The following is a 15,729-nucleotide window of genomic DNA, read 5'->3' on the forward strand; positions in this document are numbered from 1 at the left end:
GGTATGTTTTGTTATGTTAGCGTTCACGTAAACAAAACCTTGCAATATGGCCGAATATCCTGAGAGTGGAACGATTAGCACTCTCCAACCAAGAGTGCTAATACTTTGATATACTTATCAATATTTGGATATCGCTTTGAGTGTCGAAACGACCATGGAAGGAGGACCGATGACACAGTCGAGACGCATGCTGGTGCTGAGGGCCGTGGTCGAGGATTACATCCGTTCGCAGGAGCCGGTCGGGTCGACGGCTTTGACGCGGGCGCACAACCTGGGGGTAAGCTCTGCGACCATACGAAACGACATGTCGGCTTTGGAAGAAGAAGGATATCTGATTCAGCCCCATACCTCGGCCGGACGCATCCCCACCGAACGTGGTTACCGTTATTTTGTCGATCGGCTCGCTTCGGTTGTCCCGCTCTCGCAAGCGCAACGACGTGGAATCACCACGTTTCTTTCCGGTTCGGTAAGCCTGTCGGACACGTTGCAGAGAGCTGCACGTCTCCTGGCCAATATCACCGGGCAGGTCGCGGTGGTCTCGTCTCCGGCGCTGTCGAAATCAAAGCTGCGACATATAGAGATCGTCCCGTTGAACGCCGCCACCATGCTTACCGTCATCATCACGGATTCAGGTTCGGTGGCTCAGCATACCTTTACCTTGAGGCAGTTGCCTGACGCCATCGCGTTGAACAGGTTTTCCGGGCTCGTCAATGCGCAATGCATGGATATGCCGCTGGTGCAGGCCGCGCGTCGTATCCGCACTATCATCAAAGCGCCTGAATACGGTTCAGTACGTCCGCTGGGGGAGAGCCTTGCCAAAACCGTCGAATCCATGGCTCACGACGAAGGCACCGGGCAGATGTATATGGCCGGGACTTCGCAGCTCGCCCACAAACAATCGCGCGCCGACCTTGCGCCGTTGTTCGACGCGTTGGAAGAACAGGTCGTTCTCATGCATCTGATGAGTGATCTCAGTGAGGAAAGCGAGGTCGGTGTGGCCATCGGCTCCGAGACCAGGACGCCCGGGCTTATTCACGCCTCTGTGGTTTCTTCCGGCTACGGCCGTAGCGAGACGGACGAGGTGTCGGACGCCGATAACGATTCTGACGGGGAAGAAGGTAAGGAATCGGTTTCGCGTCCCGTGGCGTTTGTCGGTTCCATCGGTCCCACGCATATGGATTACGAGACGACGATCACGGCGGTGCGGGCCGTGGCCAGATACCTCACGGATCTGATAGCCAGCGATGAGACGGCTTAGTATTCCAAGGCTTATGAAACAATAACTGGCAGAACGTACCATAAACATTATTCGGTTAGAATCATACATTCGAGGAATTTCAGTGGCAGAAACAGACTATTACGAAGTATTGGGCGTAGAGCGCGGCGCAAGCGACGAGGAAATCAAGAAGGCTTACCGCAAGATGAGCCGCAAATACCATCCAGATATCGCGGGTCCTCAGTATGAGGACAAATTCAAGGAAGTCAACAACGCCTACGATGTGCTGAGCGACCCAGACAAACGTCGCATGTACGATTCCGGTATTGATCCCAACGACCCGAATGCGGGTTCAGGCTTCGCTTCCGCAGGTTTCGGCGATATGGGCGACATCTTCGGCCAGTTCTTCGGCAACGCCTTCGGTGGCGGCGGGCAAGGTCCGATTCCGCGTACCCAGCCTGGGCGTGACGCGCTTTCCAGCACTTCCATCGATCTCAAGACAGCGGTGTTCGGCGGAACCGCGCATGTGAAGATCAATACGTTCGGCCTGTGCCAGAAATGCGGCGGCAAAGGTACGGCAAACGGTGAAAACCCGGTAACCTGCCCGGATTGTCGAGGTCAGGGCGTGCGCCAGCAAGTCCGGCGGACCATGCTTGGCCAGATGATGACGACGGTGCAATGCGAGCGTTGCGAAGGCCACGGCACCATCATCGAACATCCCTGCCCGACCTGCCAGGGCCATGGCCGTATCCGTACTACGCGTGAGGTCGGTGTCACCGTTCCGGCCGGGATCGAAGACAATACCCGCCTGCGCCTTGCCAATCAGGGCGAGGTCGGCGAAGGCGGCGGCGCTGCGGGAGACCTCTATATCGATATCCGTATCAAGCCGGACAAGCAGTTCACGCGTGAAGGCGACGATCTGCATTGTTGGATACAGATTCCGATGAGTTGGGCCGTGCTCGGTCACGACCTCGATATCGATACGTTTGACGGCAAGCAGACCATCAGCATTCCGGAGGGCTGCCAGCCAGAGGAAACCGTTTCCATCAGGGGAATCGGCGTGGCGAAGATGCGCAAGCCCGAAGAACGCGGTGACCTGGTAGCTCATGTGAGCGTCCATATTCCCACCAAGCTCAGTGACGGCGAACGCGACCTCATCGAGCAATTCGCGAAAAGCCACGACGCAAACGCCGTCAAGGTGAATCAAAGCTCACGGCCGGCGGCAAACAGAAAGGGCTTCTTCGATAAGCTCAAAGACGCCCTTCACTGAAAAACACGAATCCATCACTTTTCAGAGTATTGTATTGCAACGGTGATAGTGAGAAGCGCTCTCGGATACGGTCTTGGACGAAAGCGCTTCTCGCATAAGGATTTAGGAATGGTCTTCAGGACAGCAGCGAACGGCACATGGCACGGTATTCGCTGACATAGCCGCCACCGAAGAAGACGCAGTGCCCGGCGATCGGGTAGAGCTGCCAGATGGTGATTCTATCGGGGAACCCTTTTTTGAGGGGATGCGCTGATTCGTAGCCGTCGAGAATTTCGTCCAAATAGGGCATGCCGAAAAGATTGAGCATCGCGAGATCCTCTTCTCGATGACCGCCGTGCGCGGCCGGATCGATCAGAACGGCTTCGCTCTGCCCGGAATCGTCGGTCCACATCACATTGCCGCTCCACAGATCGCCATGCACCCGTGCCGGTTTGTCTTGCGCGGCAGGCCCGAGCAGATCGGGCAGCACATCGATGACTTCCTGCGTCATTTCCAGATCGTTGTCGTTCAGTTCACCGCGTTTGACCCCGAGTCTGACCATGGGCAGCAGACGTCCCTCACCCAAGTAGTCAACGGGGTTCGTCCATTTGCCGGTATCCATCGGTACCGGATCCTGCAGCGGGCCGAAATAGCATGTTCCGTCATAACCGGCCGGTGCGGAACCGAAATAGTCGGCGCCTGCGTCGTGCATATGTGCAAGAGCGGCCCCGAAGTCATGGGCCGCCTTGGGGGTGGGAGAGCAGGAGTTCACCCGCTCGATGTCGAGCCATCCGTCTCCCCATCCATAGACGTCGACCACACGCGGTCCGCCCTGTGATTGGGCCTCGCCCAGCCATTTGAGACCTTTGCCTTCGCACTCGAAGAATCCCTTTGGCGCGAACGCCCTGCTTTTACGGTATTTTGCCATGATGCTACCTTTCTTTTGCTTTCAGTAGCCATAAAGGAATCCTACCAGCACTTGCAAAGCGGATTTTCTGGTTCGCGGCTTATCGGGCAATGGACTTTCTTGTGCGGTTCTGTATTCCCATTGCGTATGCGATGTGAGACAATCACAGTCGAGACACACGGAGTTCCGATACATTGGGTAGGCTGAACACGTTAGACACGAACCCCGTAGGCTACCCGCCGTATTGACGAATGCGAGTAAGACTCTTCCTGACGGGGACACGCATAAAGAGGGATTATGAATTTCTTCCAAGCCATCGTTCTGGGACTGGTCCAGGCGCTCACCGAATACCTTCCGGTGTCCTCCAGCGCACATATCCGCATTGTCGGTGAACTGATGCTCAATTCCGACCCGGGCGCGGCGTTCACCGCCATCATCCAACTCGGCACAGAGCTTGCGGTCATCTTGTATTTCAGACGTGATATCGTCAGGATTCTTTCGCACTGGTTCTCGTGCCTGTTCGGCCATCGCGGCACGGATTGGAAATCCCGGCTCGGCAAAGGCGACCGCGACGCGACGTTCGGCTGGTACATCATCATCGGCACCATTCCTATTCTCATCGCAGGCGTCCTCTTTCAGAAAGCCATCGAAACCACGCTTCGCAACCTTTGGATCACGGTGACAGTGCTTCTGCTGTTCGGTATCCTTTTGTGGGTCGTCGACGCAAGATTCCCCGAGCGCAAGACCGTTCGCGAGATGAATTGGAAGGACGCCCTGCTTTTCGGCGTCGGCCAGATGCTGGCGCTGATTCCCGGCGTCTCCCGTTCCGGCGGCACCATTACCTTTGGGCGTGCGATGGGCTATACGCGCGAGGATGCCGTGCGAGTGAGCTTTATCATGGCCATTCCCGCTGTATTCGGTTCCGGCATTCTGGAAGCCGTCAAGGCTGTCGGGGATTACAAGAGCGAGCCGAATTTCCCGGGCTGGGGTGCGACGTTGGCTGCGATGGTGGTCAGCTTTATTGTCGGTTATTTCGTCATCATCGCGTTTCTGAAATTCGTTTCGACCTTCTCGTACAGGGCGTTCGCCATCTACCGCATCATCATCGCCGTCGTGGTCGCGATTCTTTTGATTGCCGGCGTGCTTCAGGCCTCACCCGCGACTGCCGAGGCTGTAACATCAACGATTGCACCGATTGCCGCTCTGATTTGAGTGTGTTCGATGCTGTTTGAATAAGCTGCGTCGAGCAAACAGAAGGTGCCTGCCGAATAGACGATCGGCAGGCACCTTCTGTTGTTTTGATCCCGTGAGTTCTTGTTTTATCAGTGATCGAAGTATCTGTTAGCGCAGACTTTCAGTCTTGTATGTGTGAAAGGAACTCCTCGGCTTCCTGAGCTATCTCGTCACCGCGTGAGACGATGCCGTTGCCCAGCTTGTCGAGTTGCTGGTCGAGGTCGTATTTGGCCTCGAGATGATGGATGTAGAATTTCAGGTCATCGTTGCAATTGGCGAGGACGTCGGCCTGCGCCTTCCAGGTCACGGATTGCTGCGGCAGTGTTCCGGTGTTGAGCTGAACGCCCAATATTTGCGAGAGCCTCTGCAATATCTGCAGTGTGCCTTGCGGGCATTCGTCCCCGGCCAGGTATTGCGGTACGGAGATCCACATCGAATTGGTGCTGAACCCCTCCTGCTCGGCGAACATGTCGAGTACTGTAGGGATGCCGACCGGCCCGTCGTAAGGGTTGCTGCCTTTGCTGTGCCTCTGCGAATCCTTGACCGCGCCCCCCCGGATGCTTGATTCTCCGCGCCGCAACGCCGATTCTTCGATGGGCAGTGGACGGGTGTGCGGGCAGTCGGCGAACATCGATCCCAAGGTCACGATTTCGCTGACATCCAGTTCATCGGCGATACGCAGGGAATGACGGCAATAATCGATCCACCGGTAATTGGGTTCCGGGGCTATCTGGGCGTATATATGGGTTTCCGGGGCAATCGTGATTTCGTAGAAGGTCGTCTGCGGCCAGACGATGCGTGCCTGACCGGTGATATGGCAGATCATCGGACGTGCGGACTGCAGGTCGTAATAGCTGTCGGTGCGAATATGTCTGATCTCACGTGACTCGTAGGTGGCCACGAGATGGCGGATTACATTGGTGGCTGCCTGGCTGGCGTCGTTCCATCCTTCGAAGGCGCAGACCATGATCGGCTTCGCTGTTTTCGCATCTGTTGTCATAAATTCTAATTTAACTGCTAGAAACCTTGAAATTTGAGGGCTTATGCCATCGGTGAATGAGTTTCATCTACGAGAGTAGAAACAAACATTGTGGAACGGGGTAAGGAAGTGACCAATTATTCGGCAGAAATATTGATATTTCGGGGCGACACGCAGCCATTTGTCAAATGGCCGAAGACCATATATAGTTATCTCTCGTGCTTCGGTGAAGGAATTCACTGAGACTTTGCGGACATAGCTTAGTTGGTAAAGCGCGACCTTGCCAAGGTCGAGAGCGCGGGTCCGAGTCCCGTTGTCCGCTCTAGGTCCGAAGAGTTGTAACGACCTTACGGTGGGTTAGCCAATCGGTTAGGCAGCGGCCTGCAAAGCCGTATAGACGAGTTCGACTCTCGTACCCACCTCGGAAGAGGAAAGCGGAAGCTTTTTGATTCCAAGACAACCTGGGCGGTTGGCGCAGAGGCTAGCGCACTTCCCTGACACGGAAGGGGTCACAAGTTCGAATCTTGTATCGCCCACAAGGACCGGAGGAGACTCCGGTTTTTGTTTCATAAATGAATACAATCGGGTGATTAGCGCAGCGGTTAGCGCACTTCCCTCACACGGAAGGGGTCGCTGGTTCGATTCCAGCATCACCCACGATTAGTATCTAATCTTTTTGCGGACATAGCTTAGTTGGTAAAGCGCGACCTTGCCAAGGTCGAGACCGCGGGTCCGAGTCCCGTTGTCCGCTCTTTTATTCGCTTATAATTCTCTAACAGTGTCAAGGGCTATATGTTTTTCTTTCTGGATGCTGAATATTTTTATCATTCTTGATTGGGGTTTGGGGATATGCCTTGTTCGGGCGTAAGACACGGCCGAGCGGCCAAGGAGCGTCCCGAACAAGGCATATCCCCAAACCCCGCACAGTAAGTGGCCTTGTGGATGCATCGCTTTCGCAGCCATGTCGGCCTGCTCTCATATTGTTGGCACTGTTGAATTACCGTCCAGGTCTGCCCCTAGTAACGCGGACCCTGAAAGCAAAGGACACCATACCATGGCTGAACAAACCATCTCCATCACACTCAACGGAAGCGCAAAGGAGGTGGAAGCCACACAGACCGGCACCGATCTCTTTGCCGAAGACAAGAACATCATCGCCGTGCGTCTCAACGGCAAGCCTCGTGACCTTTACACCCCGCTTCATGACGGCGACACCGTCGAACCCATTGCCTTGGACAGCGAGGACGGTTTGGCGATTATGCGCCACTCCGCCACCCATGTGATGGCGCAGGCCGTTCAGGAGATTCGACCGGATGCCAAGCTCGGCATCGGCCCGGCCATCGAAAACGGCTTCTACTATGATTTCGACGTTGACAAGCCCTTCACCCCCGAAGACCTGAAGGAAATCGACAAGCGCATGAAGCGCATCATCAAGTCCTCACAGTCGTTCCGCCGTCGTGTGGTCACCGAGGACGAGGCCAAGGCCGAAGAGGCCGACCAGCCTTACAAGCTTGAGCTCATCGGCAAGAAGAAGGAAGACATCGACGAAACCGTCGGCACCGAGGTGCCGAATCAGGGCGAGATCACGATGTACGACAACCTCGACCGTGACGGCAACATCGTCTGGAAGGACCTCTGCCAAGGGCCACACCTGCCCAATACTCGCTATATCAAGGCTTTCAAGCTGGAACGTACCGCGGCCGCCTACTGGCTCGGTGACGAGCACAACCCGTCGATGCAGCGTATCTATGGCACGGCCTGGGCTTCCAAGGAAGACCTGAAGGCCTATCAGACCCGTATGGAGGAGGCCGCCAAGCGCGACCACCGCAAGCTTGGAGCCGAAATGGACCTCTTCTCCTTCCCGGAGGAGATCGGACCCGGCCTGCCCGTCTTCCACCCGAAGGGCGGTGCGATCATCAACGCCATGGAGGACTACTCCCGTGAGATGCATCGCAAGGCCGGATACAGCTTCGTGCAGACCCCTCACATCACCAAGGGCGGCCTCTACGAGACCAGCGGCCACCTGCAGTGGTACAAGGACGGCATGTTCCCACCGATGCACCTCGACGAGGAGAGCGACGAGAACGGCAACGTCACCAAGCAGGGCTTCGACTACTACCTGAAGCCGATGAACTGCCCGATGCACAACCTCATCTTCAAGTCCCGCCAGCGCTCCTACAAGGAGCTGCCGCTGCGTCTCTTCGAGTTCGGCACCGTCTACCGCTACGAGAAGAGCGGCGAGGTCCACGGTCTGACCCGCGTGCGCGGCTTGACGCAGGATGATTCGCACATCTACTGCACCCGTGAGCAGATGAAGGGCGAGTTGAAGTCCATCCTCAACTTCGTGCTGAAGGTCCTCAAGGACTTCGGCCTGAACGACTTCTACCTTGAGCTCTCCACCAAGGACGAGAAGAAGTTTGTGGGAAGCGACGAGATCTGGACCGAGGCCACCGAGACGCTGCGCGAGGTCGCCGAGGAATCCAAGCTCGAGCTCGTCGCCGATCCGGGCGGGGCCGCCTTCTACGGACCGAAGATCTCCGTGCAGGCCCGTGACGCCATCGGCCGAACCTGGCAGGTCTCGACCATCCAGCTCGATTTCAACCTGCCTGAGCGCTTCAAGCTCGAGTACATCGCGAAGGACGGCACCCACCAGCGTCCGGTGATGATCCACCGTGCCCTGTTCGGTTCCATCGAGCGCTTCTTCGCCATCCTGCTTGAGCACTATGCAGGCGCCTTCCCGGTCTGGCTGGCCCCGGTTCAGGTCACGGGCATCCCTGTGGCCGACGAGTTCGCGCCTCATCTGCGCAAGTTCATCGATTCCCTGACGCAGGAGACCGTGCGCTGCGAGATGGACACTTCCGACGACCGCTTCGGCAAGAAGATCCGCAATGCCTCGAAGTCGAAGGTTCCCTTCACTCTGATCGTCGGCGAGGATGACGTCAACAAGAACGCGGTGAGCTTCCGCTTCCGCGACGGCAGCCAGCTCAACGGCGTGCCGGTCGAGACGGCGAAGGCCGACATCCTGAAGGTCATCAAGTCCCGTGCCCAGGTCAACAACGCCGACGATTTCGCCGAAGCGACGAAGTAAGAAACCAAGCCCCAAGGAAAAGCTGAAGCATGCTTGAGAAACTACGACCGCCGTTCAAACGCCTCATCGCCCCGATAGCGAAACTGTTGGTGGCGATGGGTCTGACGGCAAACGCAGTGACCGTTATCGGGGCAGTCGGTACGATTCTCGTGGCCATTGCCACGGGAATCACCGGCTGGCTCATCCCAGGTTCCATACTGCTGGCCATTCTTGCGGCGTTCGATTCATTGGACGGATCGGTGGCGGCGTTGACCACGGGAGGCACCAAATTCGGAGCTTTCCTGGATTCGACGCTCGACCGCATTGCCGATTGGGCGGTTTTGGTCGCGGTCATCATCTTCTTCTGCCTGCATCGTGACTGGTGGTACAATCCGGCGACAACGAGTGCACCCGATATCGTCAGTTACCTCGGAGTCGGTGCGGCATTGTATGCGATCATGACCTCGTTCGTGACCTCGTATGCCCGTGCCCGTGCCGAATCGGTGGGATATGAGGCCAAGAACGGCATTGCCACCAGAAGCGACCGTTTGGTGATCATTCTGATCGGCATGCTGCTGACCGGCATCTTCGGCAGCCCTTTGTGGCTTTTGGCGTTTATCCTCATCCTCGCGGTTCTGGGAACCATCACGGTTTTCCAGCGCATCTTTGAAGTACGCCGGCAGATGAAAGCCGACGGCGCAATCTGAAACCACGTGCAAAGCCTGTCTTGCGATACCTCGTTTGGTTGCCGGACAGGCTTTTGCGTACCGTCTTGACGCGGCGTTACGTTACGAACACAACATGGTATGTGATTCGTTTGCAGAGACGGCGGCAGGGCAATATGGCCGCATCTCCATCAAGCCTGAAGGACAATAACCGCAATGTTCGATAATTTTCTCGTATTTCTTGCCAAACACCCAAGGATCATCCCCGAGCCACTGCTTCGTGGCCTTTTCCTCTGTGCTGCCGATATCTGCTGGCTGTTGCATATCGGGGGAGTGCAGCAGCTTGAGCGCAACCTGCGTCATGTCCTTGAATCACGTGACGGAAGCGTATCGCAAACAATGCTGCGCAAGACGAGCCACAAGGGCATGCGCTCCTATTTCACGTATTTCGCAGAGGCGATGACGGTGGGCGGGCAGAGCGATGAACGGCTGCTGGCCCGGGCCAGGCCGATCGGACCGGGACTGCCCATCTGCAAAGAACTGGTGCACGACAATCCCGGCAGTGCGCCCATGGCCATCAGCCATCAAGGTAACTGGGATTACGAAGGGTTTCTCGCGGCGGATGTTATCGCGCCGGTAACTGTGACCGCGGAACGGCTCAAAAACCAGAAACTGCTTGACGTCTTCATCGAAATCCGCAAGCGTATGGACATCACGGTACTGCTGACCGGCCAGCCCCACTTGATCGAGAAACTGGAGGGGGCACTGGCCAAGCCTCACGTACTGGTGCCTCTGCTTGCCGACCGTGATTTGAGCCGGTACGGTGAATTTGTGCATGCCTTCGGCTCCACCATCAGGGTGGCGCGGGGGCCGGCGACGCTGGCTCTCGATACCGGCAAGCCGCTGTTCGTGGTCAATATGTTCCGTGAAAGGCTTCATGGCGAGGCACGACGCAAAGCGGGCATCGGCTACGGTTACGTCGTCGATCTCAGCGCTCCGATCGATATCGCTCAGTTCCGCGGTCTGCCTCGTGAAGAGGCCATTCACGCCATCAGTCAGGCATGGGTGGACGTGTGGAGCCGTGATATTGCTGCGCATCCCGAGGATTGGCACATGCTGCAGCCGATTTTCATCGAGGATCTCGATATTTCGCGTCTTAAGGATGTTCCCGATGAGGTGATGGCCGAGCTCAGACAAATCCAGAACAGCGATCACGCAGGTAAAAATGGAATGTGATTATTGTCTCAATGATGATAAGACGAGAATCAAACTCCGAAATACCGAATCTATGGCAGAATAAAGAATCATGTCCTATGTAGAAAACGAAGGCACTGCCGAGCGTCCGGACCCGCTTCATGGCAGAAAACTGAATGTCGGCATCATCTCCCCGTATTCGTTTGAGACGCCTGGCGGCGTTCAGTTCCACATCCGTGATTTCGCGGAGGAACTGATGAAACGCGGGCATACCGTGGAGGTGCTTGCGCCCGGAAGACGCACCAGGGACATGCCGCTATGGGTGACGACAAACGATTCCTCGTTTTCGATTCCCTACAACGGTTCGGTGGCGCGTCTCAGTTATTTCGGCTTCGTCGGCCCACGCACCCGTCGTTGGGTCAAACAGGGCCATTTCGATATCGTCCATCTGCACGAGCCGGAGACCCCGTCGTTGAGCCACAAGCCGCTGACGATGATTCACCATCCGCCGTTCGTCGGCACCTTCCATGCTGCGTTCGACCCCTATCCGTTGGCATTGCGCGTTTTCCAAGGATATCTAAGGCAATATCTGTCTTCGCTTTCCGCAGGCATCTGCGTCTCGGATGCAGCCAAGGATGTGGTGAAGCATTATGGGCCTCGCAAGATTCGATATGACGTCATTCCCAACGGCATCAATCGTGGGTTTTTCGCCAATGCGAAGCCCAGACAATCTTGGCAGGGGACAAAGGTTGCACCGACAATCGGTTTTCTGGGACGCATGGGTGAAAGCCGAAAAGGGTTCTCGGTCTTCGCATGTGCCGCGTATGACATCGTAAAGCGTTATCCTTCGGCACGTTTTCTTTGTGCTGGTACCGGCCAGCGCGATGCTTTGAAAATACTGGCCAAGATCGACCCAAGCGGATCGTTGGTCGGTCACTTCGAATTCCTCGGAAGGATCAGCGACCAGGACAAGGCTCGGTTCTACAAATCGCTCGATGTCTACGTGGCTCCGCAGACAGGAGGAGAGAGTTTCGGCATCGTTCTGGTTGAAGCCATGGCCGCATCGTGCGCTGTGGTCTCCAGCGACCTTGAGGCCTTTGCGGCCGTTGCGCAAGACGGCAAGGATGCGGCTTTGTTCGCCAATGGCGACGGGCACGATTGCGCGCGTCAGATAATTTCGCTGCTGGACAATCCGCAACGTCGGCAACATCTGCGCCGAACGGGCTTTGAACACTCGAAACGGTATGACTGGCCGGAAGTGGCCGACCGCGTTTTGGAGGTCTATGCACGTGTATTGTCGTGAAACCGCTTTAAAATTGTTACGTTTAACGTATTCGTATACCTGCTAGGAGCAATATGTCAGGGCATTCCAAGTGGGCGACCACTAAAAACAAGAAGGCCGCCATCGACGCGAAGCGCGGCAAGCTGTTCGCGAAACTGATCAAGAACATCGAGATCGCGGCCCGTCTGGGCGGCGGCGATCCGGACGGCAATCCGACCCTTTACGACGCCATCGTCAAGGCCAAGAAGGCCTCTATGCCGGCGGACAACATCAAGCGTGCCGTCAAGCGTGGTTCCGGTGCCGAGGCCGGTGCCGCCAACTACGAGTCCATCAACTATGAAGGCTATGCGCCAGCCGGCGTCGGCCTGATCATCGAGTGCCTCACCGACAACCGCAACCGCGCGGCCGCCGAAGTGCGCTCCACTCTGACCAAGGGCAATGGTTCTCTGGCCACCTCCGGCTCCGTGAGCTTCAACTTCGAGCGCAAGGGCCAGATCGTGGTGCCTTCCGAAGGGCTCGATTACGACAAGCTTTTCGAAATCGCTGCCGAAGCCGGTGCCGATGACGTCAAGGACGAGGGTGATGTCTACACGGTCATCACCGGTCCGGAAGACATGGTCGCGGTGCGCGAGGCCTTGCAAAAGGCCGACATCGACTATGATTCGGCGGATCTGGTCATGCTTCCCAAGACCGAGGTGGACCTGGGCCTTGAGGATGCTCAGAAGGTCTCCAAACTTATCGACAACCTCGATGACCTCGACGATGTGCAGAACATCTACAGCAATTGGACCGCCTCCGACGAGGTCATGGAACAGTTGGATACAGAGGAGTAATTCGCTGTGATCATCCTTGGCGTCGACCCCGGGCTCACCCGCTGCGGGGTCGGTGTGATCGAAGCCGACGCATCGCGCCGGCTTTCTTTTGTTCATGTAGACGTCGTACGCAGCGACCCGCATATCTCGCAGGATCTGCGGCTTCTGGCCATATACAACGGTCTTGCCGCCAAGATCGAGCGTTTCTCACCCGACACCGTGTCCATCGAGCGCGTCTTCGCACAGGAGAACCGTAATACGGTTCTTGGAACAGCTCAAGCGGCGGGACTTGCGATGCTGGCTGCGGCGCAGCGTGGCATCCCCGTGGCCCTACACACGCCGACCGAAGCCAAGATGGCCGTGACCGGCAACGGGCGTGCCGAAAAGATCCAGGTGGAACGTATGGTCGCGCGTATCCTGAACCTCAACAGGATTCCGGAACCCGCCGATGCCGCCGATGCTTTGGCGCAGGCGATATGCCATGCGCTGCGTCCCTCGGGTGCGCTTCAAGGCGGGGAGCGCGAACAGCATCTCACTCTGGCCCAGCGCCAATGGGCGCAGGCCCAGCAGCATGCCAAGAAACGCCATAGCGTCGATAGGGGCATGTAAGCTATCGAACAGATGTTCGAATAATTGAGATGTCGGGTTATCTGTTGTAATCGGAAACTTTGCCAACCTCGATTTCGCTTCGTCTGCAATTGTAAATTTTGTTTAGTCGGATCAGAACTTCTCGGCAGTGGGAGTGACAGATGATTGGAATGCTCAACGGCAGGGTGGAAAGCGTCGGAGGCGACGCCGCCCTGATCGATGTCAACGGCGTCGGTTTCGAAGTGCGTATGCCTGCCGCGGAGCTTTCGGCCCTGCATTCCGGCCAGGATGCCAAGGTGTTCACCTCGCTCAATGTCTCGCAGGACGCTGTTGCACTCTATGGATTCCTTTCGCAATCCTCGAAACGCATGTTCCTGCAGTTGCAGAAGGTCAGCGGCATCGGGCCGCGTGTGGCTCTTTCACTGCTTTCGACGCTCCCGCCGGAAAAACTTGCCAGAACCGTCATGGATGGGGATGCGGCGGCTCTGGCCAAGGCCCCGGGGCTTGGCAAAAAAGGCGCTCAGAAGATCATTCTCGAGCTGCGCGGATCCATCAATCTCGATGAGATCGAAAGCGGCCGTGCCTCGTCCGAGCCTCAATACGACAGCGGCACCACGGAAGTCATCGAAGGCCTGGTCTCCTTGGGCTGGCGGGAAAACGATGCAGCTCGCGCGGTCACCAAGGTTTGCAAAGACAACGACATCAAGACGCCGCTGGACAATACGGATATTCCCAAAGTCCTGAAACTGGCATTGACATCCTTGGATCGGGGGCGCTAAATCATCATGGAAGAGAACAACGGATCACAATCCAATATAGGGGCTGACGAACAATCGTTGCGCATGATTTCCTCCGAGCCGATCGGCAACGAGCCCGTCAGCGATGAGGAACTTCGCCCAAAGGCGCTTGACGGTTTCATCGGCCAGCCTCTGTTGAAAGCCCAATTGCAGCTCTTTCTCGATGCTGCCAGAAAACGTGACGTACCGCCGGACCACATTCTGCTCGCCGGCCCTCCGGGACTCGGCAAGACCACGCTGGCGATGATTGTGGCCAACGAACTGCAGGTGCCGATTCGAGTGACATCAGGGCCAGCCATTCAGCATGCGGGCGATTTGGCCTCGATTCTGAGCTCCCTTGATGAAGGCGAGGTCCTCTTCATCGATGAGATTCACCGTCTGCCTCGGCCTGCGGAAGAGCTGCTCTACATTGCCATGGAGGATTTCCGTGTCGATGTGATGGTGGGCAAAGGGCCTGGAGCTTCCTCCATTCCGCTGACCCTGCCTCGCTTCACCGTTATCGGTGCCACCACGCGTGAAGGTATGCTGCCCTCGCCGCTGCGTGCTCGTTTCGGCTTTACCGCCCATTTGGATTTCTATCCTCATGAGGAGCTGGAGCGGCTGATCGAACGCAGTGCGGGGGTGCTCGGTATCAACCTCGCCGCGGGCAGTGCGCGACAGCTTTCCCTGCGTAGCCGAGGCACACCCCGCATCGCCAACCGTCTGCTTCGTCGTGTCCGTGACTGGGCGATCGTCCACGATCTCGATGAGATAGGGCCCGATGACGTCCAAGCCGCGCTCAAGCTCTACCAGATCGATTCCGAAGGCCTCGATAGGCTTGACTTGGCCGTGCTCAATGCCATCGTCAAGAATTTCGACGGCGGGCCCGTCGGTCTCAACAATCTTTCGGCGATGGTCGGAGAGGAATCGGAAACGGTGGAAACGGTCTGCGAGCCGTATCTGGTGCGTGAAGGATTCATGGTCCGTACTCCGAAGGGAAGGGTCGCGACCGAAAAAGCCTGGCAACATCTGGGTCTCGTCCCCAAAGATGATGTCAACAAGTTATTCTAAAATCCGGTACGGTAGGTATGTAGATATCAGAGAGTTTGGCATCTTCAGCAAGTCCGTTATTAACGTTTCGTCCGATTGGAGTTACCTGTGACTGGTGGCAATACAATTTTTATTTTCGTCCTTCTTATCGCAATGGTCGCTTTGATGTGGTGGCAATCGCGCAAGTCCAAGCAACAGCAGCAGAAGGTCCAGGATTTCCGCAGCTCGTTACAGCCTGGCGAATTGGTACAGACCATTGGCGGCATCATCGGCGAGGTCGTTTCCGTCGATACCAAGTATGAAGAGATCGTCATCGATTCCGAAGGTTCGAAACTTCGTTTTACCTTCCGTGCCATCAGCAAGAAGTACGAACGTCCAGCTTTCATTGACGATGATGAAGTGGACGAGGACGGCAACCCGATTGTGTCCGATGATGCGGATTCTGCAAATGATGCAGAGGACGTCGACAACACCGCAAGCGAGTCGACGAAAGTCGATGGTCAGGCGCAGGAGCCTTTTGACAGTGACGATAACACCAACGAAGCGGAACAGAATTCGGATGATGAACATGCCGGTGACGCTTCCGAGGATGATGCCACGACACAAGAGGACAGTCCAAAAGACAAGTAATTCCATATTCATAATTGCGGGTTGATGCCTTTAACATCGACTCAACATCCAGTAATCAATGGCCAATAGGCAGTAAGGCTT

The 15,729-nt window shown here is 56.5% G+C and carries 14 protein-coding genes and 5 tRNA genes; 17 read left to right on the forward strand and 2 right to left on the reverse strand.

The genetic code is table 11. The annotated features are described in order from the left end of the window. Positions 1-169 precede the first annotated feature (169 nt). Positions 170-1,258 (forward strand): heat-inducible transcriptional repressor HrcA, encoded by a 1,089-nt coding sequence (gene hrcA / locus OZX75_RS02725; RefSeq protein WP_277146714.1) that lies wholly within the window; start codon positions 170-172, stop codon positions 1,256-1,258. Between the two features lie 82 nt (positions 1,259-1,340). Next, a complete protein-coding gene (gene dnaJ, locus OZX75_RS02730) occupies positions 1,341-2,486 on the forward strand; it encodes a molecular chaperone DnaJ (protein WP_277146715.1) in 1,146 nt (381 codons plus the stop codon). A gap of 115 nt (positions 2,487-2,601) precedes the next feature. Here the strand turns inward: dnaJ and OZX75_RS02735 are convergent, their stop codons facing one another. Next, positions 2,602-3,393: a fructosamine kinase family protein gene (locus OZX75_RS02735; protein WP_277146716.1), complete on the reverse strand. Its 792-nt coding sequence runs from the start codon at positions 3,391-3,393 to the stop codon at positions 2,602-2,604. A gap of 276 nt (positions 3,394-3,669) precedes the next feature. Between OZX75_RS02735 and uppP the strand changes: the two genes are divergently transcribed. After that, complete coding sequence (gene uppP / locus OZX75_RS02740) at positions 3,670-4,584, forward strand: undecaprenyl-diphosphatase UppP (RefSeq protein WP_277146717.1); 915 nt, start codon at positions 3,670-3,672, stop codon at positions 4,582-4,584. Between the two features lie 142 nt (positions 4,585-4,726). Here uppP and OZX75_RS02745 read toward each other — a convergent pair whose 3' ends face one another. Beyond that, positions 4,727-5,605 (reverse strand): PAC2 family protein, encoded by an 879-nt coding sequence (locus tag OZX75_RS02745; protein ID WP_277146718.1) that lies wholly within the window; start codon positions 5,603-5,605, stop codon positions 4,727-4,729. Between the two features lie 228 nt (positions 5,606-5,833). On the opposite strand from OZX75_RS02745, the gene OZX75_RS02750 reads away from it, so the two are divergent. From OZX75_RS02750 to OZX75_RS08625, 14 genes are all read left to right on the forward strand, one after another. Then, positions 5,834-5,906, forward strand: a tRNA-Gly gene (locus OZX75_RS02750). A gap of 29 nt (positions 5,907-5,935) precedes the next feature. Next, positions 5,936-6,006, forward strand: a tRNA-Cys gene (locus tag OZX75_RS02755). Positions 6,007-6,047: 41 nt separating this feature from the next. Continuing rightward, a tRNA-Val gene (locus tag OZX75_RS02760) sits at positions 6,048-6,120 on the forward strand. Between the two features lie 48 nt (positions 6,121-6,168). After that, positions 6,169-6,241 (forward strand) — tRNA-Val (locus OZX75_RS02765). Positions 6,242-6,262: 21 nt separating this feature from the next. Further along, a tRNA-Gly gene (locus OZX75_RS02770) sits at positions 6,263-6,335 on the forward strand. A 303-nt stretch (positions 6,336-6,638) separates the two neighbouring features. Beyond that, positions 6,639-8,672, forward strand: coding sequence for a threonine--tRNA ligase (gene thrS / locus OZX75_RS02775; RefSeq protein ID WP_277146719.1), 2,034 nt, complete (start codon positions 6,639-6,641; stop codon positions 8,670-8,672). Between the two features lie 29 nt (positions 8,673-8,701). Further along, positions 8,702-9,358, forward strand: a complete 657-nt coding sequence (locus OZX75_RS02780) for a CDP-alcohol phosphatidyltransferase family protein (RefSeq protein ID WP_277146720.1) — start codon at positions 8,702-8,704, stop codon at positions 9,356-9,358. Positions 9,359-9,532: 174 nt separating this feature from the next. After that, positions 9,533-10,552, forward strand: a complete 1,020-nt coding sequence (locus OZX75_RS02785) for a phosphatidylinositol mannoside acyltransferase (RefSeq protein WP_277146721.1) — start codon at positions 9,533-9,535, stop codon at positions 10,550-10,552. A gap of 70 nt (positions 10,553-10,622) precedes the next feature. Then, positions 10,623-11,813 (forward strand): glycosyltransferase family 4 protein, encoded by a 1,191-nt coding sequence (locus OZX75_RS02790; protein ID WP_277146722.1) that lies wholly within the window; start codon positions 10,623-10,625, stop codon positions 11,811-11,813. A gap of 53 nt (positions 11,814-11,866) precedes the next feature. After that, positions 11,867-12,625, forward strand: a complete 759-nt coding sequence (locus OZX75_RS02795; protein ID WP_277146723.1) for a YebC/PmpR family DNA-binding transcriptional regulator — start codon at positions 11,867-11,869, stop codon at positions 12,623-12,625. A gap of 6 nt (positions 12,626-12,631) precedes the next feature. Beyond that, positions 12,632-13,213, forward strand: coding sequence for a crossover junction endodeoxyribonuclease RuvC (gene ruvC, locus OZX75_RS02800; RefSeq protein WP_277146724.1), 582 nt, complete (start codon positions 12,632-12,634; stop codon positions 13,211-13,213). A 140-nt stretch (positions 13,214-13,353) separates the two neighbouring features. Continuing rightward, complete coding sequence (ruvA, locus tag OZX75_RS02805; RefSeq protein ID WP_277146725.1) at positions 13,354-13,971, forward strand: Holliday junction branch migration protein RuvA; 618 nt, start codon at positions 13,354-13,356, stop codon at positions 13,969-13,971. A gap of 6 nt (positions 13,972-13,977) precedes the next feature. After that, entirely contained in the window at positions 13,978-15,039 is a 1,062-nt protein-coding gene (gene ruvB / locus OZX75_RS02810) for a Holliday junction branch migration DNA helicase RuvB (protein WP_277146726.1), read from the forward strand. A gap of 132 nt (positions 15,040-15,171) precedes the next feature. Then, positions 15,172-15,648 carry a preprotein translocase subunit YajC gene (locus tag OZX75_RS08625; protein ID WP_525930265.1) on the forward strand — a complete coding sequence of 159 codons (477 nt, stop codon included), beginning with the start codon at positions 15,172-15,174 and terminating at the stop codon, positions 15,646-15,648. Positions 15,649-15,729 lie beyond the last annotated feature (81 nt).

The organism is Bifidobacterium sp. ESL0800, from assembly GCF_029395355.1.
Classification (GTDB): domain Bacteria; phylum Actinomycetota; class Actinomycetes; order Actinomycetales; family Bifidobacteriaceae; genus Bifidobacterium.

What these genes read in the sequence shown, in the direction of transcription:
- hrcA (WP_277146714.1), top strand. Translation starts at nt 170, where the DNA reads ATGACACAGTCGAGACGCATGCTGGTGCTGAGGGCCGTGGTCGAGGAT.
- OZX75_RS02735 (WP_277146716.1), bottom strand. Translation starts at nt 3,393, where the DNA reads ATGGCAAAATACCGTAAAAGCAGGGCGTTCGCGCCAAAGGGATTCTTC.
- uppP (WP_277146717.1), top strand. Translation starts at nt 3,670, where the DNA reads ATGAATTTCTTCCAAGCCATCGTTCTGGGACTGGTCCAGGCGCTCACC.
- OZX75_RS02745 (WP_277146718.1), bottom strand. Translation starts at nt 5,605, where the DNA reads ATGACAACAGATGCGAAAACAGCGAAGCCGATCATGGTCTGCGCCTTC.
- thrS (WP_277146719.1), top strand. Translation starts at nt 6,639, where the DNA reads ATGGCTGAACAAACCATCTCCATCACACTCAACGGAAGCGCAAAGGAG.
- OZX75_RS02780 (WP_277146720.1), top strand. Translation starts at nt 8,702, where the DNA reads ATGCTTGAGAAACTACGACCGCCGTTCAAACGCCTCATCGCCCCGATA.
- OZX75_RS02785 (WP_277146721.1), top strand. Translation starts at nt 9,533, where the DNA reads ATGTTCGATAATTTTCTCGTATTTCTTGCCAAACACCCAAGGATCATC.
- OZX75_RS02790 (WP_277146722.1), top strand. Translation starts at nt 10,623, where the DNA reads ATGTCCTATGTAGAAAACGAAGGCACTGCCGAGCGTCCGGACCCGCTT.
- OZX75_RS02795 (WP_277146723.1), top strand. Translation starts at nt 11,867, where the DNA reads ATGTCAGGGCATTCCAAGTGGGCGACCACTAAAAACAAGAAGGCCGCC.
- ruvA (WP_277146725.1), top strand. Translation starts at nt 13,354, where the DNA reads ATGATTGGAATGCTCAACGGCAGGGTGGAAAGCGTCGGAGGCGACGCC.
- ruvB (WP_277146726.1), top strand. Translation starts at nt 13,978, where the DNA reads ATGGAAGAGAACAACGGATCACAATCCAATATAGGGGCTGACGAACAA.
- OZX75_RS08625 (WP_525930265.1), top strand. Translation starts at nt 15,172, where the DNA reads ATGGTCGCTTTGATGTGGTGGCAATCGCGCAAGTCCAAGCAACAGCAG.